The 22,435-nt window shown below is 68.4% G+C and carries 22 protein-coding genes; 7 read left to right on the forward strand and 15 right to left on the reverse strand.

Going from position 1 to position 22,435, the window contains the following annotated elements:
• Positions 1–44: 44 nt before the first annotated feature.
• Entirely contained in the window at positions 45–1,325 is a 1,281-nt protein-coding gene (locus tag CK625_RS03205) for a pyridoxal phosphate-dependent aminotransferase (RefSeq protein WP_095538784.1), read from the reverse strand.
• 196 nt (positions 1,326–1,521) lie between these two features.
• Here CK625_RS03205 and CK625_RS03210 point away from each other — a divergent pair, with 196 nt between their 5' ends.
• Positions 1,522–1,920 carry an Mth938-like domain-containing protein gene (locus CK625_RS03210; RefSeq protein ID WP_095539059.1) on the forward strand — a complete coding sequence of 133 codons (399 nt, stop codon included), beginning with the start codon at positions 1,522–1,524 and terminating at the stop codon, positions 1,918–1,920.
• Positions 1,921–2,197: 277 nt separating this feature from the next.
• Here the strand turns inward: CK625_RS03210 and CK625_RS13560 are convergent, their stop codons facing one another.
• Entirely contained in the window at positions 2,198–2,470 is a 273-nt protein-coding gene (locus tag CK625_RS13560; protein WP_143326161.1) for a hypothetical protein, read from the reverse strand.
• Between the two features lie 102 nt (positions 2,471–2,572).
• On the opposite strand from CK625_RS13560, the gene CK625_RS03215 reads away from it, so the two are divergent.
• Together CK625_RS03215 and ppa are read left to right on the forward strand one after the other, a co-directional pair.
• Positions 2,573–3,064 (forward strand): peroxiredoxin, encoded by a 492-nt coding sequence (locus CK625_RS03215; protein WP_095538785.1) that lies wholly within the window; start codon positions 2,573–2,575, stop codon positions 3,062–3,064.
• Between the two features lie 138 nt (positions 3,065–3,202).
• Positions 3,203–3,727, forward strand: a complete 525-nt coding sequence (gene ppa, locus CK625_RS03220) for an inorganic diphosphatase (RefSeq protein WP_095539060.1) — start codon at positions 3,203–3,205, stop codon at positions 3,725–3,727.
• 116 nt (positions 3,728–3,843) lie between these two features.
• Here the strand turns inward: ppa and CK625_RS03225 are convergent, their stop codons facing one another.
• Positions 3,844–4,644: a cyclase family protein gene (locus CK625_RS03225; protein ID WP_095538786.1), complete on the reverse strand. Its 801-nt coding sequence runs from the start codon at positions 4,642–4,644 to the stop codon at positions 3,844–3,846.
• Between the two features lie 138 nt (positions 4,645–4,782).
• Entirely contained in the window at positions 4,783–6,339 is a 1,557-nt protein-coding gene (locus tag CK625_RS03230; protein ID WP_095538787.1) for an NAD(P)H-hydrate dehydratase, read from the reverse strand.
• A 225-nt stretch (positions 6,340–6,564) separates the two neighbouring features.
• Between CK625_RS03230 and CK625_RS03235 the strand changes: the two genes are divergently transcribed.
• From CK625_RS03235 to CK625_RS03250, 4 genes are all read left to right on the forward strand, one after another.
• Entirely contained in the window at positions 6,565–7,191 is a 627-nt protein-coding gene (locus tag CK625_RS03235) for a YggT family protein (protein WP_172425072.1), read from the forward strand.
• A gap of 53 nt (positions 7,192–7,244) precedes the next feature.
• Complete coding sequence (gene gloA / locus CK625_RS03240; RefSeq protein WP_095538789.1) at positions 7,245–7,661, forward strand: lactoylglutathione lyase; 417 nt, start codon at positions 7,245–7,247, stop codon at positions 7,659–7,661.
• On the forward strand, positions 7,658–8,368 hold the full coding sequence (gene pdxH / locus CK625_RS03245) for a pyridoxamine 5'-phosphate oxidase (protein WP_095538790.1): 711 nt from the start codon (positions 7,658–7,660) through the stop codon (positions 8,366–8,368). Before gloA ends, pdxH begins: the two co-directional genes overlap by 4 nt.
• 80 nt (positions 8,369–8,448) lie before the next feature.
• Positions 8,449–8,970, forward strand: coding sequence for a GNAT family N-acetyltransferase (locus CK625_RS03250; protein ID WP_095539061.1), 522 nt, complete (start codon positions 8,449–8,451; stop codon positions 8,968–8,970).
• A 25-nt stretch (positions 8,971–8,995) separates the two neighbouring features.
• On the opposite strand, the gene cls is transcribed toward CK625_RS03250, so the two are convergent.
• The 11 genes from cls to mutL form a co-directional block, all read right to left on the reverse strand.
• Positions 8,996–10,438 (reverse strand): cardiolipin synthase, encoded by a 1,443-nt coding sequence (gene cls / locus CK625_RS03255; RefSeq protein WP_095538791.1) that lies wholly within the window; start codon positions 10,436–10,438, stop codon positions 8,996–8,998.
• 31 nt (positions 10,439–10,469) lie between these two features.
• Positions 10,470–11,861: a tRNA adenosine(34) deaminase TadA gene (gene tadA / locus CK625_RS03260; RefSeq protein WP_238945472.1), complete on the reverse strand. Its 1,392-nt coding sequence runs from the start codon at positions 11,859–11,861 to the stop codon at positions 10,470–10,472.
• 20 nt (positions 11,862–11,881) lie between these two features.
• The gene (locus tag CK625_RS03265) at positions 11,882–14,425 is read right to left on the reverse strand and encodes an ABC transporter permease (RefSeq protein ID WP_095538793.1); all 2,544 of its coding nucleotides are present in this window, start codon (positions 14,423–14,425) and stop codon (positions 11,882–11,884) included.
• Positions 14,426–14,730: 305 nt separating this feature from the next.
• On the reverse strand, positions 14,731–15,822 hold the full coding sequence (locus CK625_RS03270) for a S49 family peptidase (RefSeq protein ID WP_095538794.1): 1,092 nt from the start codon (positions 15,820–15,822) through the stop codon (positions 14,731–14,733).
• A complete protein-coding gene (locus tag CK625_RS03275; RefSeq protein WP_095538795.1) occupies positions 15,823–16,200 on the reverse strand; it encodes a Rieske (2Fe-2S) protein in 378 nt (125 codons plus the stop codon).
• A complete protein-coding gene (locus tag CK625_RS03280) occupies positions 16,197–16,892 on the reverse strand; it encodes an HAD family hydrolase (protein WP_172425073.1) in 696 nt (231 codons plus the stop codon). The genes CK625_RS03275 and CK625_RS03280 overlap by 4 nt, the downstream gene beginning before the upstream one ends.
• Positions 16,893–17,195: 303 nt before the next feature.
• Complete coding sequence (gene dnaB / locus CK625_RS03285) at positions 17,196–18,596, reverse strand: replicative DNA helicase (RefSeq protein WP_095539063.1); 1,401 nt, start codon at positions 18,594–18,596, stop codon at positions 17,196–17,198.
• Positions 18,597–18,938: 342 nt separating this feature from the next.
• A complete protein-coding gene (gene rplI, locus CK625_RS03290; RefSeq protein WP_095538796.1) occupies positions 18,939–19,391 on the reverse strand; it encodes a 50S ribosomal protein L9 in 453 nt (150 codons plus the stop codon).
• Between the two features lie 17 nt (positions 19,392–19,408).
• The gene (gene rpsR / locus CK625_RS03295) at positions 19,409–19,690 is read right to left on the reverse strand and encodes a 30S ribosomal protein S18 (RefSeq protein WP_095538797.1); all 282 of its coding nucleotides are present in this window, start codon (positions 19,688–19,690) and stop codon (positions 19,409–19,411) included.
• A 69-nt stretch (positions 19,691–19,759) separates the two neighbouring features.
• The gene (gene rpsF, locus CK625_RS03300) at positions 19,760–20,134 is read right to left on the reverse strand and encodes a 30S ribosomal protein S6 (RefSeq protein WP_095538798.1); all 375 of its coding nucleotides are present in this window, start codon (positions 20,132–20,134) and stop codon (positions 19,760–19,762) included.
• 123 nt (positions 20,135–20,257) lie between these two features.
• A complete protein-coding gene (mutL, locus tag CK625_RS03305; RefSeq protein WP_095538799.1) occupies positions 20,258–22,402 on the reverse strand; it encodes a DNA mismatch repair endonuclease MutL in 2,145 nt (714 codons plus the stop codon).
• Between the last annotated feature and the right edge of the window lie 33 nt (positions 22,403–22,435).

Raw genomic sequence — 22,435 nt, forward strand, 5'->3', positions numbered from 1 at the left:
GGAAAAGAAAAAAGAGGAAATCGAGCTGTGGGCGCTGTGGCCCCTCAGGCCGATGGCACGGCCGAAGCCTTGCCCGCTGCGCGCTGGCCCGCATGCTGCCGGCTGCTCTTGCGTTCGCGCACGGTTTTCAAAAAGCGGGCGATGCGCTCGATGGCCTCGCGCAGGTCCGGCTCGTGCGGCAGGAAGACGATGCGGAAATGGTCCGGGTGCGGCCAGTTGAAGCCCGTGCCCTGCACCAGCATGACGCGCGTTTCCTTGAGCAGCTCAAGAAAGAACAGGCGGTCGTCGGTGATTGGATAGACCTGCAGATCCAGCTTGGGGAACATGTACAGCGTGGCCTGAGGTTTGACACAGCTGACGCCCGGAATGGCGCTGATGAGCTCGTAGGCCAGGTCGCGCTGGCGCCTCAGGCGCCCGCCCTCGCCGGTGAGCTCATGGATGCTTTGGTAGCCGCCCAGCGCCGTCTGGATGGCCCATTGCCCGGGCACGTTGGAGCACAGCTTCATGTTGGCCAGCATGTCCAGGCCTTCGATGTAGTCGCGCGCGCAGCCCTTGTCGCCCGAGACCACCATCCAGCCGGCGCGGTAGCCGCAGGAGCGGTAGCTCTTGGACAGCGAGTTGAAGGTCAGCGTCAGCACGTCGCTGCTGAGGCTGGCCAGCGCCGTGTGCGTGTGGCCGTCGTAGAGCACCTTGTCGTAGACCTCGTCCGAGAGGATGACCAGGCCATGCTCGCGCGCGATCTCCACGATGCCCAGCAGCGTCTGCAGCGAATAGATGACGCCCGTGGGGTTGTTGGGGTTGATGACGACGATGCCCTTGGTGCGCGGCGTGATCTTGCGGCGGATGTCGTCCAGGTCGGGCTCCCAGTTGTTGGCCTCGTCGCACAGATAGTGCACCGGCGTGCCGCCCGAGAGATTGGTCACCGCCGTCCACAGCGGGTAGTCCGGCGCGGGCAGCAGCAACTCATCGCCATCGTCAAGCAAGGCATTGGTGGCCATGGCGATCAATTCGCTGGCGCCGTTGCCCAAGTAAATATCGTCAAGCGTCACGCCCACGATGCCTTGGCGCTGGGTCTCGTGCATCACGGCCTTGCGCGCGGCAAAAATGCCCTTGCTGTCCGAATAGCCTGCCGACGCCGGCAGGTTGCGGATCATGTCCTGCTGCACCTCCTCGGGCGCATCGAAGCCAAACGGCGCCAGATTGCCGATGTTGAGCTTGATGATCTTCTGGCCCTCGTCCTCCATGCGCCGCGCCTCATCGACGATCGGCCCCCGGATGTCGTACAGCACATTGGCCAGCTTGGCGGATTTGTGAATGGGTTTCATGGCAGTGTGAATCAGGCGCCGCACTCGGCATCGGCAGGCAGCGCAGCCAGCGGCGGCCCTGCCCAGGCGCCAGCCCCGAACAGGCCGGCGCAAAAATCGTAAAACCTATAATTTGAACACAGATGGCCCAGCCCCCGGGCCGATTTTCGTGCACTCTTGCCATGGGCCTGCGGCCGCCGCCGCTGCCCGCACCGCCATGAAACTCCACGCCGACCTGCCCCTTGCCAGCTCCATCATCGCCTACGGCGAGGGCTGGCTGCAGCTGCCCCAAGAGCGGCTTGAGCACAGCCTGCTGCTCAGCGGCGAAGGCTGGCATCAGCCCTGGGACTGCCCCCGCTTCGACGCCTTGCAGCCAGCGCATCTGCAGGCCCTGGCAGACGCCGCCGGCCAGCACCAGGCCCAGGTCGTGCTGCTGGGCAGCGGCGCGCGCACCCGCTTTCCCGCCACGGCATGGCTGCGCCCATTCATCACGCAGCAGTTGGGGCTGGAAGTCATGGACACGGCCGCCGCCTGCCGCACCTTCAACATCCTGGTCGGGGAAGGGCGCCGGGTGCTCGCCGGGCTCATTCTCGAGCGCAGCGCCGAGTCGATGTAGGGGTCTGCGAACATCCGCGCCCGCAATGTCGCGGCGATGTCAGTCGCGAATGCGCTACAATCGCAGGTTGCGCCGGGCCTGCAAATGCGGCTGCGGCAAATGCAAGCGAGACCAGCAACCAGAGAAAGAGCAACAAGAAGATTTGACTGCAAGGGCGTCACGGGATTGGCCAACAACCACCCATCTGCAAATGGTTTGCCTGGCTTGAACCCCTTGGCGCGTGGCCTGCCTCAGCGGGCGGCCCTTGAACCTTGAGCCCCCTTGGCCCGCCATAGCCTCAGCGCCCGTGGCTTGCGGCCGGGCAAATCCCCTTGCGCACACACTGCACAGCCTTGCTCACCTTGGCCGTGCCTGCACTGTACTCACTGGTTGCGGGGCCCGCCTGCATGCGCCGCATGCTTGCATGGCAGCGACTTGCTGCAGCGAAATCGTCAAAAACGCCGAAATGCGCCGTTGCACTTTTTGCAGACTGCGCATCTTTGCGGGCCGCTTTTGGGTTGTCAAGCTTTTTTTGCAATTTCGCGCACGGTTCGACATGTTTCAACGACACCTCGGGTTTGCCTCGATGCGGCCTGCCTGTCTTGCCCCCGGCAAGGCGGCGCGGCCCCAGCGCGGTCAATGCCTTGCCCCAGATTGAGAGAAACTGATAGATATGGCGATCGTTGTCAATAAACCTCTTCCTGAGTTTGAAGCCAGCGCAACTGGCGGTGTGACGGTGAGCAACACCTCACACAACGGCCAGATCATGATTCTTTATTTCTATCCCAAGGACAATACGCCCGGCTGCACGACCGAGGCCATGCAGTTTCGCGACAAGTACGACAAGTTCACCAAGCTCGGCGCGGTGGTGTTTGGCGTCTCGCGCGACAACATGAAGTCGCACGATGGCTTCAAGGAAAAGCTGGAGCTGCCCTTCGAGCTGATTGCCGACACCGAGGAGAAGATGTGCCACATGTTCGGCGTGGTCAAGAACAAGATCATGTACGGCAAAAAGGTCAAGGGCATCGAGCGCAGCACCTTCCTGGTCGCCCCGGACGGCACGCTGGCGCAGGAGTGGCGCGGCCTGAAGGTGCCCGGCCACGTCGATGAAGTGCTCAAGGCCGTCAAGGCCCTGAAGAAAGCCACGGAAAAACAGGCCGCATAAAGCGCCTGTTCAATCTCTCTGCGCGGCGGGCAATGCTTGTTGCCCACTCGCGCCGGGATCTTGAACAGACTCCAGGCCCCTGCCGCAAGGTTGTGGCCCCTTTCCCCCATCCCCTTCAACCACAAGCGCAAGACCACCATGTCCCTGAGCAAAGTCCCCGCCGGCAGCAAGGCCCCGGAAGTGTTCAACGTCATCATTGAAATTCCGCAGAACGCCGACCCGATCAAGTACGAGGTCGACAAGGAAACGGGCGCGATTTTTGTCGACCGCTTCATCAACACGGCCATGTTCTATCCGGCCAATTACGGCTACGTGCCGCAAACGCTCTCGGGCGACGGCGACCCGGTGGACGTGCTGGTGCTCACGCCCTACCCGCTGCAGCCCGGCGTGGTCGTGCCCTGCCGCGCGCTGGGCATGCTGCGCATGGAAGACGAGTCCGGCGTCGATGCCAAGGTGCTGGCCGTGCCGACGGAAAAAATCCTGCCGGCCTACGCCCACATGAAGAGCATCACCGATGTCAACGAGGGCACGCTCAATGCCATCAGCCATTTCTTCGAGCACTACAAGGACCTGGAAAAAGGCAAATGGGTCAAGGTCCTGGGCTGGGCAGGCATTGAGGAGGCCCACAAGGAAATCAGCGATGGCATCGCCAACGTGAAGTGATGGCACAGCGCCGGGCTTGAGCATGCCCGCCGTCAACCGTCAGTCAAAAAACAAGCCGGTGGCGCTGCATGCGCCCACCGGCTTTTTTGTGTTCGCCCCAGCTCTGAGGAGCCTGTTCAAACCAAGGTCATGACACGCGCCAGGCCGCCAGAGCAGCCCGCGATCTTGGCCACCGCCACCACCAGCGTGGCCCCCGCGGCCGGGACTTGCTCCAGATTGGTGATGGCCTCCAGCCCCCAGCGCCCCGATGGCAGCCACATGCGATGGGCGGCAAAGTCTGCCGAGGCGCCATAGTCCAGCGACAAGGTGTCCACGGCGATGCCCGCTGCCTGGCTGTTTTCCATCAGGTACTGCACGGCATCGGGGTGAAAGCCCGGAAAGTGCATCACGCCCGCCTCGTCGGCATTGCGAAAGCGCTCGCTCGCAGCCAGTTTGTCCCAGCCCGACATCATGGCCACGCAGGCCTGGGGAGGCAGCGGACCGTGCGCAGCTTCCCAGGCCTGGATGTCCTCGGGCGTGAGCTGTGCGTCGGCATCGGCAGCGGCCCGCTCGCGGATGTCCACCACGCACAGGGGCACGACCAGATTGCCCACGGGGATTTCCGCGATCGACTGGCCATCGGCGCTGAAATGCAGCGGCGCATCCACGTGCGTGCCAATGTGCTCGTGCAGGCGCAGCTCGCTGAGGTTGAAGCCGTGCTCGTCAAAGTGGTAGCGCGCCTGGCGAAACAGCTCCTGCTGGCCGAAAAAGGTCGGGAAGTCCTCATCCAGCGCATGGGTCATGTCCAGCACCATCTCATGGCCGCTGCGCAGCGCCGCCGGGGCCTGGGCCACCTGGGCATCCACCTCTGCCTGGCTATGCCGCCCCTGCGCCAGCATTTGTTTCTTGACGGTTTCAATGACGCACGCATGGCACATGGCTGCCCTCCTTGTTGCTTTGAATGTCCCCCGCCTCTTGGCAGGCTGAGGGCACAGTGTGCCCGCCCCTTGCCGACTTTGATATAGATGCTTATACCGAAGCGCGCATGTGGGGGCGCAGGCCGTGGCGGCTGCGCATCACAGCGCGTGCAGCACATCCTCGGCCGTCAAGCGCCGGCCCCAAGCATCAGCGCCTTCGCGCCCCAGGGCGCGCTGCGCCGCCTGGCCGTGCAGCCAGACTGCCGCACAGGCCGCCGCCAATGCCGGCATGCCCTGGGCCAGCCAGGCCGCCACCATGCCGGCCAGCACATCGCCCGTGCCGCCGGTGGCCAGCTCAGGCGGCGCATTGCTGTTGATGAGCACGCGGCCATCGGGCGCGGCAATCACGGTATCGGCCCCCTTGAGCACGACCACAGCCTGGGCCAGGCGCGCGGCCTGCGCGGCCCGCTCGGGCTTGCTGCCGGCCAGGTCAGGGAACAAGCGGGCAAACTCGCCCTCGTGCGGCGTCAGCACCGCCGTGGCGGCCCGGTTGGCCGCCAGGGCCTGGAACAAGGCCTGCGGCTGCTGGGCGAAAACCGTCAGCGCATCGGCATCCAGCACCAGGGCCTTGCCGCGCTGCGCTGCGGCCAGCACGGCCTGGCGCGTCAGCGCCTGCACCCCGGCGCCCGGGCCGATGGCGCAGACCTGGGCGCGCGCATCGTCCAGCAGCGCGCCCAGCTGCTGCGCATCGGCAAAGGGCTGCACCATGCTGGCCTGCAGCGCCTGGGCATAGACGGGCCAGACCGGCTGCGGCGCCAGCACCGTCACCAGCCCCGCGCCGCTGCGCTGCGCCGCCTGGGCGCACAGCCGCGCAGCGCCAGTCAGCCGCGCTCCGCCCAGCACCAGCACATGGCCGCGATGGTATTTGTGGCCTTGCGCCGCCGGCCGCGGCATCAGCCCCTGCCACAGGCTGGGCGCATTGCGCCACAACGTGGGCGCAGGCTGGATCGGCACATCATCGGCAATGCCGATGTCGGCCAGCACCAGCTCGCCGCACAGCGCGCGGCCCGGGTACAGCCAATGCCCGGGCTTGGCGCGAAAGAAGCTCACCGTCAGCGCCGCAGCGGCCACCGGCCCCTGCGGCTGGCCGCTGGCGCCATCCAGGCCGCTGGGCACATCCACCGCGCACACCGGCAGGCCGCTGGCCGCCAGTTGCTGCACCAGATCGGCGGCCAGGCCATCGAGCGGCCGGCACAGGCCGGCGCCGAACAGTGCATCAATGGCGATGTCGCACTGCGCGGGGTCGAAGGCTGCGGCCTCCTCGGTCACGCCCTGCCACTGGCTGGCGGCCCAGGCCGCATCGCCGCGCAGGCGCTCCATCTGACCGAGCAGGAACACGCGCACCGGCCAGCCGCGCCCGCGCAGCCACTGCGCCGCCACAAAACCATCGCCGCCGTTGTTGCCCGGCCCGCACAGCACGGCCACGCGGCAGGGCTGCCAGCGCCTGGCCACGGCCAGCGCCACGGCCTGCCCGGCGCGGCGCATCAGCTCAATGCCGGGCACGCCACTGGCGATGGTGGCGGCATCGGCCTGGCCCATTTGCGCCGGGGTCAGCAGCAACTGCCGGTGATGGCGCTGCTGCGCTGCAGGCTGCGGCGCGGCATCGTCCAAGGGGCTGGGCTGCGCGGCCAGGCTGCGCGGTGGTGTACGGCTCATGCGAATTTCCTTTGCCCTTGGCGGGCGTTGGCGCACAGAAGGCTTCAAGAGCCTGTTCAAAGTCTTGGCGCGAGCGGGCAACAAGTGGTTTGGGATGGGCTGCAAGGCGCAAAACGCAGCCATAGCTGGGGCTATGGCGAGGCTTTGCGGGCGCAGCAGACCCCGCCCAAATCCACTTTCTTGCCAGCGTGCAGAGACTTGGAACAGGCTCTAAGATCGCGCGCCATGCTGTTGCTCACTATTTTTTCGTTCGTACTGTATTCGATCGCCTGCGCCATCGCCGGCGCTTGCCTGCTGCGGGTACTGCTGCAAGCACAACGTATCGGTTTCAGCCACCACCCGCTGGGTCAGCTGCTGCTGGCGCTGACGGACTGGTTGGTGCGCCCGGCGCGCCGCGTGCTGCGCCCGCAGGGCCGCTGGGATTGGCTGACGCTGCTGCTGGCCTACGCCGTGCTGCTGGCGCATTGGCTGCTGATGTGGCTGCTGCAGCAACTGCTGGCCGGTGGCCTACTACCTTGGAGCCTGTTCGCGCTGGCGCCGCTGCAGGCCTTGTTCTCGCTGCTGCGCCTGGGCCTGTATCTGGCGCTGACCCTCTTGGTGTTATACGTGGCGCTGTTCTGGGCGCAGCCAAGAGGACACTGGCTGCACCACCTGAGCGAACTTCTTTGCACCCCCTGGCTGGCCCCGCTGCGCCGCCTGCTGCCCACGGCCGGCGGCATCGATTTCTCACCCATGGCCCTGGGCCTGCTGCTGGCCATCGCCCTGATGGTGCTGAGGTGGCTGGAGTTCTCAATCATTGCCCCCGCCTTGTTCAGCCAGCCGCTGCCCAGACTTGCCATCCCTTTTGGATGATGCGCACGTCAAGCCATTTTTTTGCCACTCCCCCACGATCCATCAAGACTGCCATGCAATTTCTCCACACCATGCTGCGCGTAGGCGACCTGCAACGCTCCATCGACTTCTACACCCAGGTCATGGGCATGCAGCTGCTGCGCACTTCCGAAAACCCCGAATACCGCTACACCCTGGCCTTTCTCGGCTTCGGGGGCGGCAACCCGGCCCAGGCCGAGCTGGAGCTGACCTACAACTGGGGCACCGAGCGCTACGAGATGGGCACGGCCTACGGCCACATTGCCCTGGGCGTGCCCGATGCCTACGCCGCCTGCGAGCGCATCCGCCAGGCCGGCGGCAAGATCACGCGCGAGCCCGGCCCGGTCAAGGGCGGCACCACCGTCATCGCCTTCGTGGAAGACCCGGACGGCTACAAGATTGAATTAATAGAAAGAAAAAACGCCCAGGCCACTGGCGGGGGCCTGCGATGAGCGCCGCGCCCGGCAATCCACCGCCCCAGGCCACGCAGAGCGCCGGCCTGGACCTGGCCGCCATGCGCCAGAACTACACCCTGGCCGAGCTGTGCGAGCAGCAGGCCCCGGCCGAGCCGGCAGCGCTGTTCGATGCCTGGCTGCAGCAGGCCGTGCAGGCCCAGCTGCACGAGCCCAATGCCATGACGCTGGCCACCGTGGGCAGCGACCTGCGCCCCAGCGCGCGCATCGTGCTGCTCAAGGGGCATGACGCGCGCGGCCTGGTCTGGTTCACCAATTACCACAGCCGCAAAGGGCAAGAGCTGGCCGGCAACCCGCAGGCCGCGCTGCTGTTTTACTGGGGCCCGCTGCAGCGCAGCGTGCGCGTCGAAGGCGTGGTGGAAAAAATCGCAGATGAAGACAGCGCCAGCTACTTCGACAGCCGCCCGCTGGCCTCGCGCATTGGCGCCCTGGCCAGCGAGCAAAGCCAGCCCGTGGCCAGCCGCCAGGCGCTCGATGAGGCCTTCGCCCGCATCGAGGCCGAGCTCGCCGCCAGCGGCCAGGCGCCGCAGCGCCCGCCCTTCTGGGGCGGCTACCGGCTGCGGCCCAGCTACTGGGAGTTCTGGCAAGGCCGCAGCGGCCGCCTGCACGACCGCATCGCCTACCTGCGCCCGGCGCAGGGCGATGGCGCAGCCGCCACCTGGCAACGCCAGCGGCTGGCGCCCTGATGCCTTGCGGCCCTGTTCAAAGATCCAGATGAATGGCTCCGATGAACGGCCTCAATCACAGACCCACAGTCAAAGCCCACATGCCCAGCCAATCCGCCACCACCGCCGCCCCGGCAGCCCAGCTGCACATTCGCGAAGCCACGCCGCAGGATTGCGCCCTGATCCTGCGCTTCATCCGTGAGCTGGCGCGCTACGAAAAGGCCGAGCAGGCCGTGCAGGCCAGCGAAGAACAGTTGCAGCGCACGCTGTTTTGCGCGCAGCCGGCGGTGTTCGCACTGATCCTGCAGGCAGGCGACGAGCCCATGGGCTTTGCCGTCTATTTCTTCAACTACTCGACCTGGCAGGGCCGCCACGGCCTGTACCTCGAAGACCTGTACGTCACGCCCGAGGGGCGCGGCCTGGGCGGGGGCAAGGCGCTGCTGCAGCATCTGGCGCGCATCGCCCTCGAGCGCGACTGCGGCCGCTTCGAGTGGAGCGTGCTGGACTGGAACACCCCGGCCATCGAGTTCTACGAGCGCCTGGATGCCCAGCCGCAGCGCGAATGGCTGCGCTACCGCCTCAGCGGCGCGGCGCTGCAGGCCCTGGCTGGCCAGCGCACTTGAGCCAGCGCCGGCGCGCCCGAGCAGCTCACAGCATCGGCGAGAACACCCGCATCGAGGCCTCGGCCAGCTCGCTGGCAAAGCCGATCTCCCGCTGCGCGGGCACGGCGCGCGAGTGGGCCACGTCCTGGCGGAACTGCTCGGCCAGGGCCTGGTTGAAGTGCGCGCAGAACACGGCCACGCCCACTTCGTAGTTCAGGCGAAAGCTGCGGATGTCGAAATTGGCCGTGCCGATGAAGCCAAACTGGTCGTCGATCACCAGCGTCTTGGAGTGCAGCATGCCATCGTCGTACTCCCAGACCTTCACGCCGGCGGCCACCAGCTCGTCGAAGTACGAGCGCGCCGCCAGCGTCACCAGGCGCGAGTCGGACTGGCGCGGCACCAGCACCTGCACATCCACGCCGCTGAGCGCGGCGCTGGTCAGCGCGGTCATCGCCGCCTCGCTGGGCACGAAGTACGGCGTGGTCAGCAGCACGCGCTCGCGCGCGTCGTGGATGGCCTCGATGTAGCAGCGGTGGATGGGCTCGAGCGGGTTGTTGGGCCCCGAGGTCAGCACCTGCACGTTGTAGGGCCCGATTTCGCTGACGGGCAGCAGGCTGCGCCAGTCGGGCATCTCCTGCTCCAGCGGGCGGCCGGTGGCATAGACCCAGTCCTCCAGGAACACCACCTGCAGCCAGAAGGCCGGGTTGCCCTGCAGCTGCACGTGCACGTCGTGGTAGGCGTCGGCGCGGATGCGCTTGTCCTCCTCATCGGTGATGTTCACGCCGCCGGTGAAGGCCAGCGTGCCATCGCAGACCACGATCTTGCGGTGCGTGCGGTAGTTGATGACCGGGCGCCAGCGCCGGCCAAAGCGCGTGTCGTGAAAGCGCGCGAACTGCACGCCCGCATCCAGCATGGGCTTCACGAAGCTCTTGCGCAGCCGCTTGGAGCCCAGCGCATCGACCAGCAGCCGCACCTGCACGCCCTCGCGGGCCTTGGCAATCAGCAGGTCGCGCAGCCGCGTGCCGGTCTGGTCGGGCTCGAAGATGTAGTACTCCAGGTGCACGTGCTGGCGCGCCTGGGCCACGGCCTCGAAGATGGCGTCGAAAGTCTGCGCGCCGCTGGTGAGCAATTGCACCGATTGCGCGCTGCAAGGGTAGATGCCGGTGCTGGCAATGCCCAGGCGCGCCAGCAGGCGCAGGGTGTCGGGCGAGCTGTGCGTGCGCTGCTTGAGCGCCTCCAGATCGCCGCTGACGTAACCGGCCATCTGGTGGCGCAGGCGGCGCATTTGCTGCTTGCGCAGGCGCTGCGGGCCGAACATATAAAAGATGAAAAAGCCCGCATAGGGCAGCAGGGCCAGGGCCAGAATCCAGCCGATGGTGGCCTCCGGCGGGCGCTTTTGCAGCACCACCCAGACCACCAGCACCAGCACGTACAAGCCCCAGGCCGCCGCCAGGGCCGCAATCAACGGGCCCGTCCAATCGAACTGCATGGCATCTCCTCCTCGTAGTCGGCTTTCATCGTCACTGGCCGCAAGCGCCGCCAGCGGCATTGTGCGCCAGCCACCTTCGGTGCGCGGCGTCGATGGCCTGCGGCGGCGGCAGGCCGGGCCAGGCAGCCGGGCCTGCCGGCTGCAGCGCCAGCTGCCACTGGCGCTGTGGCGGCAAGGCAATGGGCGGCGCGGCCAAGTGGGCCGGCGCTTGCAGCTGCGCGGCCAGCCAGTGGCGCGCATGGGCGGCGCTGGGGTATGGCGCGGCCGCCTGCTGCAGCAGGGCTGCATCGGTGCCGGCGGGCAGGCAGCGGCGCAGGTGCGCCGCCACGCACCAGCGCTTGTCCATGCGGCCAGGGGCGATGGGCCAGAGCGGCGGCTGCGCGGCGGGCGCACTTTGCGCTGGCATCTTCTGCTCGGACATCTTCTGCGCGGGCAGCAGGCGCAGCCAGCCGGCCAGGCGCTCGGGCTCGGCCTGCGCCAGGGCCTGGAGCAAGGCCGGGGCCAGGCTGGGGCCTGCGCCTTCCAGGCTCACCAGCGTGAACTGCCGCAGGCCCAGCGCATCCAGCAGCTGCAGCAGGATGCGCGCATGGCGGGCCGCATCGTGCCAGGGGCTTTTCTTGGGCTTGTCGCTGCGCCCCCAGCCCACCAGATCGGGGGCCAGCACCGGATAGGCGCCGCGCGGCAAGGCCTGCAGCAACGGCGCCCACCAGGCGCTCCAGTGCCAGGGCGGGTGCAGCAGCAGCAGCGCCGTGCGCGGCTGGGCGGGCTGGGCATTGGGCAAACCTTGGGGCAGGCTTTCGGGCAAATATTGGTAATGCAGGCGCAGCCCCTGCAACTCGGGCAAGGCGCTGGTGTAGTGGCCCGCCGCAGGGCATGGCGCAAAGCAGGCCTCTGGCGTGCGCAAGGCGTCGTCGCGCAGCGGTTGGATGGCCTGGGCCTGCTGGCGGCGGCGCTGCTGGAAGAACTGCTCCAGCAGCGCGGCGCACTCATCGGCCAGCACGCCGCGCACCAGCTGGGTGTGGTGGTTCAGCCCCGGGTGGGCGAACAAATCCAGCACCGAGCCCGCAGCGCCCGTCTTGGGCTCGCTGGCGCCGAAGACCACGCAGGCCAGGCGAGCCTGGAACACCGCGCCGCTGCACATGGCGCAGGGCTCCAGCGTCACATACAGCGTGCAATCGCCCAGCCGGTGGTTGCCCAGCTGGGCCGCGCCTTCGCGCAGCGCCAGCATTTCGGCATGGGCGCTGGGGTCGGCCAACTGGCGCGTGCGGTTGTGGTTGCGCGCCAGCAGCTGGCCATCGCGCACCAGCACCGCGCCCACAGGCACCTCGCCTTCGGCGGCGGCCTGCTCTGCCTCGGCCAGGGCCAGGCGCATCCAGTGCGCGTGCCCGGCATCGGGCATGGCGGCGGCGCTGGGCGAAGGCATGGACGCTGGGGTGGGCGAATTCATTGCACCAAGGCCCGAAGACTGCTGCTGACCGAGCGACGCAAGATGCCGCGCAGCCCCCACCAACCGGCCAACAAGGCCAGCAGCGCGCCAGCCACGGCGCTGAGCAAGGGCGCCCACAACGGCCAGCGCCAGGTGAAGTCAAATACGTAATGCGCCAGCGCCCAGGCGATGGCGATGGCCGCTACGCTGGCCAGCAGCCCGGCCAGCGCGCCCACGCCGGCCAGCTCGGCGCGCTGCACGCGCCGCAGCAGCGCGGCGCTGGCGCCCATGGCGCGCATGATGGTGTATTCGCGCGCGCGCTCCTCGCGCGTGGCGGTCACAGCCGCAAACAGCACCACCATGCCGGCGGCCAGCGCAAAGCCAAACAGCAACTCCACAGCGCGGCTGACCTGGCCCAGCACCTGCTGCACCTGCTGCAGCGTGGCCGAGAGGTCGATGTTGGTGATGTTGGGAAACTGCCGCACCAGCGCGTTGTCGAACCCCGGCGTGGCCGGCGCGCGGTAGGCGCTGAGGTAGCTCACGGGCAGGCCCGGCATTTCCGCCAGCGGAAACAGCACGAAGAAGTTGGCGTTCATGCTCGCCCAATCGACCTTGCGCACCGAGGTCACCTCGGCCTCGTGCGGCAGGCCGCCGATGTCAAAGCGCAGCCGGTCGCCCAGCGCAATGCCCAGGCGCTGGGCGATGCCCTCTTCGATGCTCAGGCCCTGGGCCTGGCCGGGCAGCCAGCGCCCGGCCACGATCTGGTTGTCGCGCGGCAGCTCGGTGCTGTGGCTGAGGTTGAACTCGCGCTCGACCTGGCGGCGCGCCTGCTCGTCGCTGTAATCGCTGGCGCGCACGGCGCGGCCATTGATGGCCATCAGCCGGCCGCGCACCATCGGGTACCACTGGTAGTCGCGCACCCCGGCCTGCTGCAAGGCCTGGCGGAAGGCCTGCGCCTGCTCGGGCTGGATGTTGATGACGAAGCGGTCGTTGGCCTCGGCCGGCGTGGCCTGGCGCCAGCTCTGAATCAAATCGGTGCGCAACAGCACCAGCAGCACCAGCGCCAGCAGGCCCACCGCCAGGCTGCCGACCTGCAGCACGGCAAACAACGGCCGCGCCGCCAGCTGGCGCGTGGCCAGCATCAGCCAGCGCGGCGCCCTGCCCTCGCGCACCACCCAGCGCAGCAGCTTCAGCGCCAGCGCAGCCAGCGCGGCAAACAGCAGCAATGCCAGGGCAAAGCCGCCCACGGCGATGGCGCCCAGACGCCAGTTGCCGCTGACCAGAAACAGCAGCGCGGCAAAGCCGGCCAGGCCGGCGAGCACCACGCTGCGCGATGCGCCCTTGAGAGCGCCCAGATCGCGGCGCAGCACGCGCAGCGGCGGCACCTGCGCCAATTGCAGCACCGGCGCCAGGCCAAAGGCCATCAGCAGGCTCAAGCCCATGCCCAGGCCCAACAGCGCCGGCCAGGCGCTGGCCGCGGGCAGCTGCACCTGCAGCAGATCGGCCAGCATGTGCACGAACAGCGCATGTACGCCATAGCCCAGCGCCACGCCCAGCAGGCTGGCCAGCACAGCGGCCACGGCGAACTCCACCAGGTAGGCGGCCATGATGGCGCGCTGGCTCAGGCCCAGCACGCGCCACAGCGCGGCGGCATCGAGGTGGCGCTGCGCGAAGGAGCGCGCCGCCAGCGCCACGCCCACGGCCGAGAGCAGCGCCGAGAGCAAGGCCACCAGGCGCAAAAAGGATTCGGCGCGCTCGAGCGTGCGCTGCATCTGCGGGCTGCTGCCCTCCAGCGTCAGCAGGCGCAGGCCGCGCTGCGTGCCGGCGTCCAGCAGCGCCTGCATTTGGCGCTCGAAACCTTGCACCGCGCTGTCGGCCTGGCCGGCCACCAGCAGGCGCCAGTTCAGGCGGCTGGCTGGCTGCACCAGGGCCGTGGCATCGAGCTGCGCCATGCCGATCATGACGCGCGGGGCAAAGTTCAGAAAGCCCGCGCCGCGGTCGGGCTCCTGCGCGATGACGCCGCTGACGACAAAGGCCGCATCGCCCAGGTGCAGGGTGTCGCCCAGGCCGATTTCCAGATTGGCCAGCAGCGCCGCATCGGCCCAGGCCTGGCCCGGCGGCGGGCCGCCGGCGACCACCTGCCCGGCGGCGGCCAGCGCCGCGGGCGTGGTCTGCGCATCCCATTGCCGGGCTATGCGCAGCGCGCCGCGCAGCGGGTAGGCCGGCTCCACGGCCTTGAGCGAGACCAGCCGGCTGGCGCCGCCCTGGGCATCGTCGGCGCGCGCCATGGTGGGAAAGACCACCGTCACGGCCGTTTGCAGGCCCAGCGCCTGGGCCTGCTGGCGCCAGGCCGGCTCGATGCCGTGGTCGCTGGCCAGCACGGCATCGGCGGCCAGCAACTGGCGCGCATCGCGCTGCAGGCCGGCCTGCAGCCGATCGGCAAAAAAGGCCACGGCGCACAGCGCCGCCACGGCCAGCAGCACGGCCAGCAGCAGCACCGTCAGCTCACCGGCGCGCCAGTCGCGCTGCAGGCTTTTCAGACCCAGCGCCACAGGGCGCATGGCCGGGCTTGAGCTTGAGCTTGAGCTTGAAGCCGTGCCGGGCGCGGCATGGCGCACATCAGGCGATTGAGAGGTTTCCATCGGACGAACCCTTTGCGGGCGGCATGGGGCGGCGCTGCGCGCCCCGGGCATTGTTCAGCATGGCGCGCATGAGCGCATGGGCGCATGGGGGCATGCAAAGGCGCACAGCGGCGTGCGGCGCGCCGGCTGGCTCTGGGCAGCTCTGGGCAGCTCTGGGCAGCTCTGGGCGGCTCTGGGCGGCTCTGGCGCGCCAGCATGCCATGACCTGGGCGCGCAAACTAAGCTCACTGCAATTGCGGGCCCTGGGCGCGCAGGGCCTGGGCGGCCTCTTGCCCCAGGCTGCTGCCCAGGGCCTGGCCGGCGGTGCTGCCCAGCTGGCGCACCAGCTTGTCGGCCAGGCCCTTGCGCTGCGTGTAATCAATGATCTTGTCTTGCTTGACCACGTCTCGGGCCACGGAGTACACCGAGCCTGTGCCATCGGCCAGGCCCAGCGCGATGGCCTGCTCGCCCGTCCAGACCAGGCCGCTGAACAGCTCGGGCGACTCCTTCAGGCGCGCGCCGCGCCCTTCGCGCACCACGGCGATGAATTGCGCGTGGATCTGGCGCAGCATGGTCTTGGCGTGGGCCACGTCGGCCGGATCCTGCGGGCTGAAGGGGTCGAGAAAGCCCTTGTGCTCGCCGGCCGAGAGCAGGCGGCGCTCGACGCCGAGCTTGTCCATGGCGCCGGTAAAGCCAAAGCCGTTCATCAGCACGCCGATGCTGCCGACCATGCTGGCCTTGTCCACGTAGATGCGGTCGGCGGCCACGGCCACGTAATAGGCCGCCGAGGCGCCCAGCTCGCCGATCACGGCGTACACCGGCTTGCTGTGCTTGGCCTTCAGGCGCAGGATTTCATCGCGCAGGATGCCGGCCTGCACCGGGCTGCCGCCGGGGGAGTTGATCTGCAGCAGCACGGCCTTGGCGTTGGGCGCCTCGAAGGCTTTTTGCAGCGAGCGGTAGAGGTTGCCGGCGCTGGCCTCCTCCTCGTCGGCGATCAGCCCCTTGATGTGCACCACGGCCGTGTGGGCCTCGGCCAGCGGGGCCTGCAGCACGGTTTTCTGCAGCACGCTCCAGGTGATGAAGCCCAGGTAGCCCAGGAAGATCAGCGTGAAGAAAATGCGCCAGTGCCGCGCGGCGCGCTGCTCCTTGATGCTGGCCATGGCCAGCTTTTCCAGCACGCTGCGCTCCCAGTGGGCATCGCCGGGGCCGCCCTTGGCGGTTTTTTTCCTCGCGCCATGGGCCTGCGCGGCGGCAGGGTCGCCACCGGGGCGCTCGGCCCAGACGTCGCTGCCGCTGCCCGCGGCGGTGGGGGAAGAGGATGCGTCGTACGGTTGCATTCAGAACTCCACGGGTTCGAGCGCGCCTTGCGGGTGCCAGTACACCTGGCCGCCCTGCTCGCTCAGTTCAATCTGGGTCAAAGGCCCCTGGCAGGGCCCGCCGGCGCAGGCGCCGGTGGCCGCATCATAGGCCGCGCCGTGGTGGGCGCAGATCAGCCACTGGCCGCTGTCGTCGAGGAATTGGCCGCGCGGGTAGTCCATCTCCATGGCCACGTGGGTGCAGCGGTTCAGATAGGCGCGCGGCTGGCCGGCCACGCGCACGGCAAAGGCCTGCTGCTGCTGGCCCTGGTAGCGCACCTCGAACACCACGGCCGGGCCGCCTTCGGCCAGAGCCTGGCTGCTGCACAGCGGCTGCGGGGGCAGTGCGCCGCCTCTCATGGGCGGCGCCCCGGCTCGGCGTGTTGCTCCAGCCACTGGCGCAGCATGGCCACGGAGTCGGCCACGGCCAGCGGCGCGAACTGCTGCAGGCCATCGCCGGCATGGGCCCCATAGGCCACGCCCACGCTGGGGCAGCCGGCGTTGCGCGCCATTTGCAGATCGTGGCTGGTGTCGCCAATCATCAGCAGGCGCGTGGGCGCCACGTCGTGCACCTGCATCAGCTCCTGCAGCATCAGCGGATTGGGCTTGCCGGCGGTTTCGTCGGCGGTGCGCGAGTCGTCGAACAGGCCGTGCAGATCGTGGCTGGCCAGCACGTGGTCCAGGCCGCGGCGGCTCTTGCCCGTGGCCACGGCCAGCAAGAAGCCGCGCGCCTTGAGGGCGTGCAGCAGCTCCAGCGCGCCGTCAAACAGCACGATCTCGTCCTGCTGCTGCACGTAGTGGTAGCGGTAGCGGCGCGCCAGCTCGGCATAGGCACTGGGCGGCACATCGGGCGCGGCCCGCGCCAGCGCGCTGCCCAGCTCCATGCCGATGACCCAGCGCGCCTGCTGCTCATCGGGCGGCGTGCCGCCCACGTCGCGCACGGCCTGCTGGATGCAGCGCGCAATCAGCGCGGTGGAGTCGAACAAGGTCCCGTCCCAGTCGAAGGCGATCAAATCCACGGGCCGGGGCCCGGTGTGCAATGCAGCGTTCATGGCAAAGGCAAAAAAAGTCGGCCCGCCGCGCCTATGCCTACAGTTGCGGCTGCGGTGGGCAAACCGAGCATTATGCGGCCGGATGCACGCCCGCTCTGCAGCGCCGGCCCAAAGGCTTGGCGCGAATGGCCGCCAATGGATGAACGACAGGTGGACGATGGGCCGCAAGGCCGCCCCGCCTTGCAGGCACCACGCAAACATGGCTGGGGCCATTGGCGAGGCGGTGCGGGCCGCTGCAGGCCGCACCGATCCACGCCCTCATCCGCTTGATGGCCCCATCGCGCCAGGGCTTTGAACAGGCGCTTACATCGGCCCCGTGTCTTCGTGCAGGCTGAGGTTCTCGAAGCGGGTCTGGTCTTTCTGGAAGTACAGGTTCACGGTGCCGGTGGGGCCGTTGCGCTGCTTGCCGATGATGATCTCGGCCTGGTTGGGGGCGGTGCTTTTTTCCTTGTTGTAGTAGTCGTCGCGGTAGATGAACATGATGACGTCGGCGTCCTGCTCGATGGCGCCCGATTCGCGCAGGTCGCTCATCATGGGGCGCTTGTCGGTGCGCTGCTCGACGCTGCGGTTGAGCTGCGAGAGCGCAATCACCGGGCATTGCAGCTCCTTGGCCAGCATCTTCAGCCCGCGCGAGATCTCGCCCAGCTCGGTGGCGCGGTTTTCGTCCGAGGAATTGCCCGAGCCGCTCATGAGCTGCAGGTAGTCCACCACGATCAGGCCCAGCTTGCCGCACTGGCGCGCCAGGCGGCGCGCGTTGGCGCGCAGCTCGGTGGGCGTCAGTCCCGGGGTCTCGTCGATGTGCAGCGAGACGTTGCGCAGCCGCTCGACCGCCTCGGTCAGGCGCGGCCATTCCTCGTCGAGCAGCTTGCCGGTGCGCAGGCGCTGCTGGTTGATGCGGCCAATGGAGCCGACGATGCGCACCGCCAGCTGCGAGGCGCCCATTTCCATCGAGAAGATGGCCACGGGCATGCTCTCGCGCAGCGCCACGTGCTCGGCGATGTTGATGGCAAACGCGGTTTTGCCCATCGAAGGGCGCGCCGCCAGCACGATCAGGTCGCCCGGCTGCAGGCCGCTGGTCATGCGGTCCAGATGGCTGAAGCCCGTGGGCACGCCGGTGATGTCGTGCGGGCTTTGCGCCATTTCCTCAACCTGGTCCAGCAGGTTCACCACCAGGCCGTCGAGCGATTGAAAGCCCTGCTTCATGCGCGAGCTTTCCTCGGCGATGCCGAAGATCTTGGCCTCGGCCTCGTCCAGGATGCGGCTGACCTCGCGCCCCTTGGGGCTGAAGGCGTTGGAGGCGATCTCGTCGCTGGCGGCAATCAGCTTGCGCAGGATGGCGCGCTCACGAATGATTTCCGCATAGCGGCGGATGTTGGCGGCGCTGGGCACGTACTGCGCCAGCGAGTTCAGATAGGCGATGCCGCCCACTTCCTCGGCCTTGCCGATGCCGCGCAGGTGCTCGAACACCGTCACCACGTCCGCCGGGCGGTCGTTCTCCAGCAGCGCGGCGATGGCCTGGAAGATTTGCTGGTGCTCGCTGCGGTAGAAGTCCGACTGCTTGAGCAGGTCGGAGACGCGCTCCCAGACCTGGTTGTCCAGCAGCAGTCCGCCGAGCACGCTTTGCTCGGCCTCCACCGACTGCGGCGGCAGGCGCAGATCGGCCACCTGCGGATCAGCGCCCTGCCCCAGCGGGCCCGGGGGCATGCCGCCGCGCACCGGCTGCTCGGAAAAATCCATCACTTCGACGCCCATGGCGCCACTGCCCTTCTCATCCATTGACTCTCACCATTTCCATGTTGTCCCGCCACGGCCGGCACGCCGGCAGCGCGCCGCATCTTACGCAGGCTGGGCGGCGCTGTCACCGCACAAGCCTGTGCATGGGCCTGGGACAGGCCGTGCACAAGCTGTGGATAAGCTGTGCCCAAAAGTCTGCCCTCTCCACCACGCCAACGGCAGGCGGCAAAGAAAAAACCGCCTCTTGCGAGGCGGCTTTCCATGGCAGCTGGCGCAGGGCGCCTTGCCCCGGCCGGCTGCACGCGGGCGCTGTCAGGCACTTTCGCCGTAGACGGCCACGGTGATTTCCACGTCCACGTCGGTGTGCAGGGCCACGACCACGGTGGAATCGCCCACGGTCTTGATCGGGCCAGCCGGCAGGCGCACCTGCGACTTGTGCACGTCATAGCCTTGCTTGACCAGCTCGGCGGCGATGTCGTGGTTGGTCACGGAGCCGAACAGGCGGCCGTCCACACCGGCCTTTTGCGACAGGCGCACGGTCTGGCCAGCGAGCTTCTCGCCCAGGGCCTGGGCGGCGGCCAGCTTTTCGGCAGCGGCCTTTTCCAGCTCGGCGCGGCGGGCCTCGAACTCGGCCTTGGCAGCGGCGGTGGCGCGGCGGGCGCGGCCGGTGGGGATCAGGAAGTTGCGGGCGTAGCCGTCCTTGACGGTCACGATCTCACCCAGGTTGCCCAGGTTGACGACTTTTTCCAGAAGAATGATTTGCATGGTGTGCTCCGCCTATCTCAGATTTTGTGCTGGTCGGTGTAGGGCAGCAGGGCCAAGAAGCGCGCGCGCTTGATGGCAGTGTTGAGCTGGCGCTGGTAGATGGCGCGCGTGCCGGTCAGGCGGGCGGGGATGATCTTGCCGTTCTCGGCGATGAAATCGCGCAGGGTGTCCACGTCCTTGTAGTCGATCTCTTCCACACCGGCGACGGTGAAGCGGCAGAAACGCTTGCGACGAAACAGCAGGTTCTGGTTGTTGCGCTTGGGGCGGCGGTCTTTGTTGAAACGCTTGGGTCCAGCCATGATGGGCTCCTGATGAAATCTTGATGAATACAGCTGTCTGGGGATGCAGGCTCAAGCAGCCTTGCCCGCTCAGGCCTTCTGCTCGGCCTCGGCGGCCTGCGCGCTCTTGCGCGCTTCCTCGCGCTCGACGGTCTTCATCATCGAGGAAGGTGCGGTCTCGGCCTTTTTCTTCTGCACCGTCAGCTGGCGCAGCACGGCATCGTTGAAGCGGAAGGCGTGGTAGAGCTCGTCCATCACGGCCTGGCCGGCCTCGATGTTCAGGCACAGGTAGTGCGCCTTGGAGAGCTTGTTGATCGGGTAGGCCAGCTGGCGGCGGCCCCAGTCTTCCTCGCGGTGGATCTTGCCGCCGCCTTCGGTGACCATGCTCTTGTAGCGCTCCAGCATGGCTGGCACCTGCTCGCTCTGGTCCGGGTGGATCAGCAAAATGATTTCATAGTGACGCATCGTTGAACTCCCTTGTGGAATGAACTGCCACCCGCAGCGTCAAACAGCGGCTGTGGCAAGGAAACCGCGCATTATACATACGGATGCGGTGCATCGCGGCGGCGGCGGGCGCGCAATACCCAGTCAGCGCCCGCGCAGGAACAGCTGATCGAGCTCGGCCATGCGCAGCTGGCGCCAGGTGGGGCGGCCGTGGTTGCATTGGTCCGAGCGCGGCGTGGCCTCCATCTGGCGCAGCAGGGCATTCATTTCCTCGATGCCCAGCTGGCGGTTGGCGCGCACCGAGCCGTGGCAGGCCATGGTGGCCAGCACCTCGTCGCGCGCGCGCTGCAGCACGGCGCTGCGCTGGGTGGGCGGCGCTGCGGCCAGCGCGCCCTGCCCTTCAGCGGCGTCGCTGTCTGGCGCGGCCTGCGTGCCCAGGTCTTCGTGCTGGGCCAGCTCGGCCAGCACGCTGCGCGCCAGCTCGACGGGGTCGGCCTGGCGAAGCTCTGAGGGGATGGAGCGCACCGCCAGCCGCTGCGCCGCCAGCGGCGTGACTTCCAGGCCCAGCTGCACCAGCAGCTGGGCGTGCTTTTCCGCCGTGGCCATCTCCAGCGCGGTGGCGGCAAAGGCAGCGGGCAGCAGCAGCGGCTGGCTGGGGATGTGGGCATCGTGCAGCGCCTGTTTGAGGCGCTCGTACACGATGCGCTCGTGCGCGGCGTGCATGTCCACGATCACCAGGCCGTGCTGGTTCTGCGCCAGGATGTAGACGCCGTGCAGCTGCGCCAGCGCCCGCCCCAGCGGCCATTCGGGCTGCGCCTCGGCCCCGGCTTCAGCCTGGGCGGGCCAGGGCCTAACCGGCTCGTGCAGCGCCAGCGCCGCAGCGCCTGCAGCGCCCGCGACGGGCATGGCATAGGCTGCCGCGCCTGGCGCTTTGGGCTGCTGGGCCAGGTGCTCCGCCGTGGCAGCGGTCTCGCCCACAGGGTTTGTGGCACTCGCATTGCCGCCATCGCCCCACAGCGCGGCCAGGGTCTGGCGGGTTTTTTCGATGTCGGCCGCAAAGCCCAGGCGGCGCTGCTGCGCCAGCGGCAGGGGCGGCCGCGCCGCCATGGGCTGGGCCATGCCGCCCGGCGCGGCCAGGGCCCCGGCGGCATCGACTCCAGCGGCAACTCCAGCAGCAGCGCCGCTCGCCGCGCCTGCCAGCGCCCGCGAAGGCGCCAGCGCGCGCTCCAGCGCGTGGCGCACGGCGGCGTGCACCACGCGCCCATCGCGAAAGCGCACTTCGATCTTGGTCGGGTGCACGTTCACGTCCACCTGCTGCGGGTCGATCTCGACGTAGAGCACGTACACCGGCTGGCGCTGGCCGTGCAGCACGTCCTCGTAGGCGGCGCGCGCGGCGTGCGCCAGGGTTTTCTCGCGCACGAAGCGCCCGTTGACGAAGCTGTACTGCTGATCGGCGCGCGCGCGCGAGTGGGTCGGCATGCCGGCGCGGCCATAGACGGCCACGCCCGCCTCCTCATGCGCGACGGGCACCGAATGGGCCATGAACTCCGCGCCCATGACATCGGCAATGCGCCGCTCCCACTGCGCCTGCTCCAGCAGCTTGAAGCCGGCCGGCGCTGGCTGCGCCCGATCCTGCGGCTGCAGCGACGGCTGCGGCGGCTCCTGCGCCGGCACGGCGCGCCACTGGTGCTGCAGCTTGCCGCCGTGCCAGATGGCAAAGCCCACGTCGGGCCGCGCCAGCGCATGGCGGCGCACGGTTTCCACGCAGTGCGCCAGCTCGGTGTTTTCGGCTTTGAGAAACTTGCGCCGCGCCGGCGTGGCGAAGAACAGCTCCTGCACGTCCACCGTCGTGCCCACGGCCCGCGCGGCCGGCTCAAGCTCGCCGCTGGCCGCGTCGATCATCATGGCCTGGGGCTGGCTGGCCGTGCGCGAGACGATGCGCAGCTGCGCCACCGAGCCAATGGCGGCCAGCGCCTCGCCGCGAAAGCCCATGGTGGTGACCGACTCCAGATCGTCCAGGCTGCGGATCTTGCTGGTGGCATGGCGGCGGATGGCCAGCGGCAGGTCCGAGGCAGGCATGCCGCGGCCGTTGTCCTCCAGCACGATGTGGCGGATGCCGCCGGCCAGCAGCCGCAGCTGGATCTCGCTGGCGCCGGCGTCCAGGGCGTTGTCCAGCAGCTCGCGCACCACCGAGGCCGGGCGCTCGACCACCTCGCCGGCCGCAATCTGGCTGATGAGGGTGTCGGGCAAGTCCGCAATGGGGCGGTATGAGGAGGTGGGAATGCGCATGGTACGTGTCGCTGGTCAATGGTCGGTGCTTGG

The organism is Vandammella animalimorsus (genome assembly GCF_002285265.1).
Classification (GTDB): Bacteria; Pseudomonadota; Gammaproteobacteria; order Burkholderiales; family Burkholderiaceae_C; genus Lampropedia.

Coding starts and splice junctions, on each gene's coding strand:
- CK625_RS03205 (WP_095538784.1), bottom strand. CDS start 1,325: ATGAAACCCATTCACAAATCCGCCAAGCTGGCCAATGTGCTGTACGAC.
- CK625_RS03210 (WP_095539059.1), top strand. CDS start 1,522: ATGAAACTCCACGCCGACCTGCCCCTTGCCAGCTCCATCATCGCCTAC.
- CK625_RS03215 (WP_095538785.1), top strand. CDS start 2,573: ATGGCGATCGTTGTCAATAAACCTCTTCCTGAGTTTGAAGCCAGCGCA.
- ppa (WP_095539060.1), top strand. CDS start 3,203: ATGTCCCTGAGCAAAGTCCCCGCCGGCAGCAAGGCCCCGGAAGTGTTC.
- CK625_RS03225 (WP_095538786.1), bottom strand. CDS start 4,644: ATGTGCCATGCGTGCGTCATTGAAACCGTCAAGAAACAAATGCTGGCG.
- CK625_RS03230 (WP_095538787.1), bottom strand. CDS start 6,339: ATGAGCCGTACACCACCGCGCAGCCTGGCCGCGCAGCCCAGCCCCTTG.
- CK625_RS03235 (WP_172425072.1), top strand. CDS start 6,565: ATGCTGTTGCTCACTATTTTTTCGTTCGTACTGTATTCGATCGCCTGC.
- gloA (WP_095538789.1), top strand. CDS start 7,245: ATGCAATTTCTCCACACCATGCTGCGCGTAGGCGACCTGCAACGCTCC.
- pdxH (WP_095538790.1), top strand. CDS start 7,658: ATGAGCGCCGCGCCCGGCAATCCACCGCCCCAGGCCACGCAGAGCGCC.
- CK625_RS03250 (WP_095539061.1), top strand. CDS start 8,449: ATGCCCAGCCAATCCGCCACCACCGCCGCCCCGGCAGCCCAGCTGCAC.
- cls (WP_095538791.1), bottom strand. CDS start 10,438: ATGCAGTTCGATTGGACGGGCCCGTTGATTGCGGCCCTGGCGGCGGCC.
- tadA (WP_238945472.1), bottom strand. CDS start 11,861: ATGCCTTCGCCCAGCGCCGCCGCCATGCCCGATGCCGGGCACGCGCAC.
- CK625_RS03265 (WP_095538793.1), bottom strand. CDS start 14,425: ATGCGCCCTGTGGCGCTGGGTCTGAAAAGCCTGCAGCGCGACTGGCGC.
- CK625_RS03270 (WP_095538794.1), bottom strand. CDS start 15,822: ATGCAACCGTACGACGCATCCTCTTCCCCCACCGCCGCGGGCAGCGGC.
- CK625_RS03275 (WP_095538795.1), bottom strand. CDS start 16,200: ATGAGAGGCGGCGCACTGCCCCCGCAGCCGCTGTGCAGCAGCCAGGCT.
- CK625_RS03280 (WP_172425073.1), bottom strand. CDS start 16,892: ATGAACGCTGCATTGCACACCGGGCCCCGGCCCGTGGATTTGATCGCC.
- dnaB (WP_095539063.1), bottom strand. CDS start 18,596: ATGCCCCCGGGCCCGCTGGGGCAGGGCGCTGATCCGCAGGTGGCCGAT.
- rplI (WP_095538796.1), bottom strand. CDS start 19,391: ATGCAAATCATTCTTCTGGAAAAAGTCGTCAACCTGGGCAACCTGGGT.
- rpsR (WP_095538797.1), bottom strand. CDS start 19,690: ATGGCTGGACCCAAGCGTTTCAACAAAGACCGCCGCCCCAAGCGCAAC.
- rpsF (WP_095538798.1), bottom strand. CDS start 20,134: ATGCGTCACTATGAAATCATTTTGCTGATCCACCCGGACCAGAGCGAG.
- mutL (WP_095538799.1), bottom strand. CDS start 22,402: ATGCGCATTCCCACCTCCTCATACCGCCCCATTGCGGACTTGCCCGAC.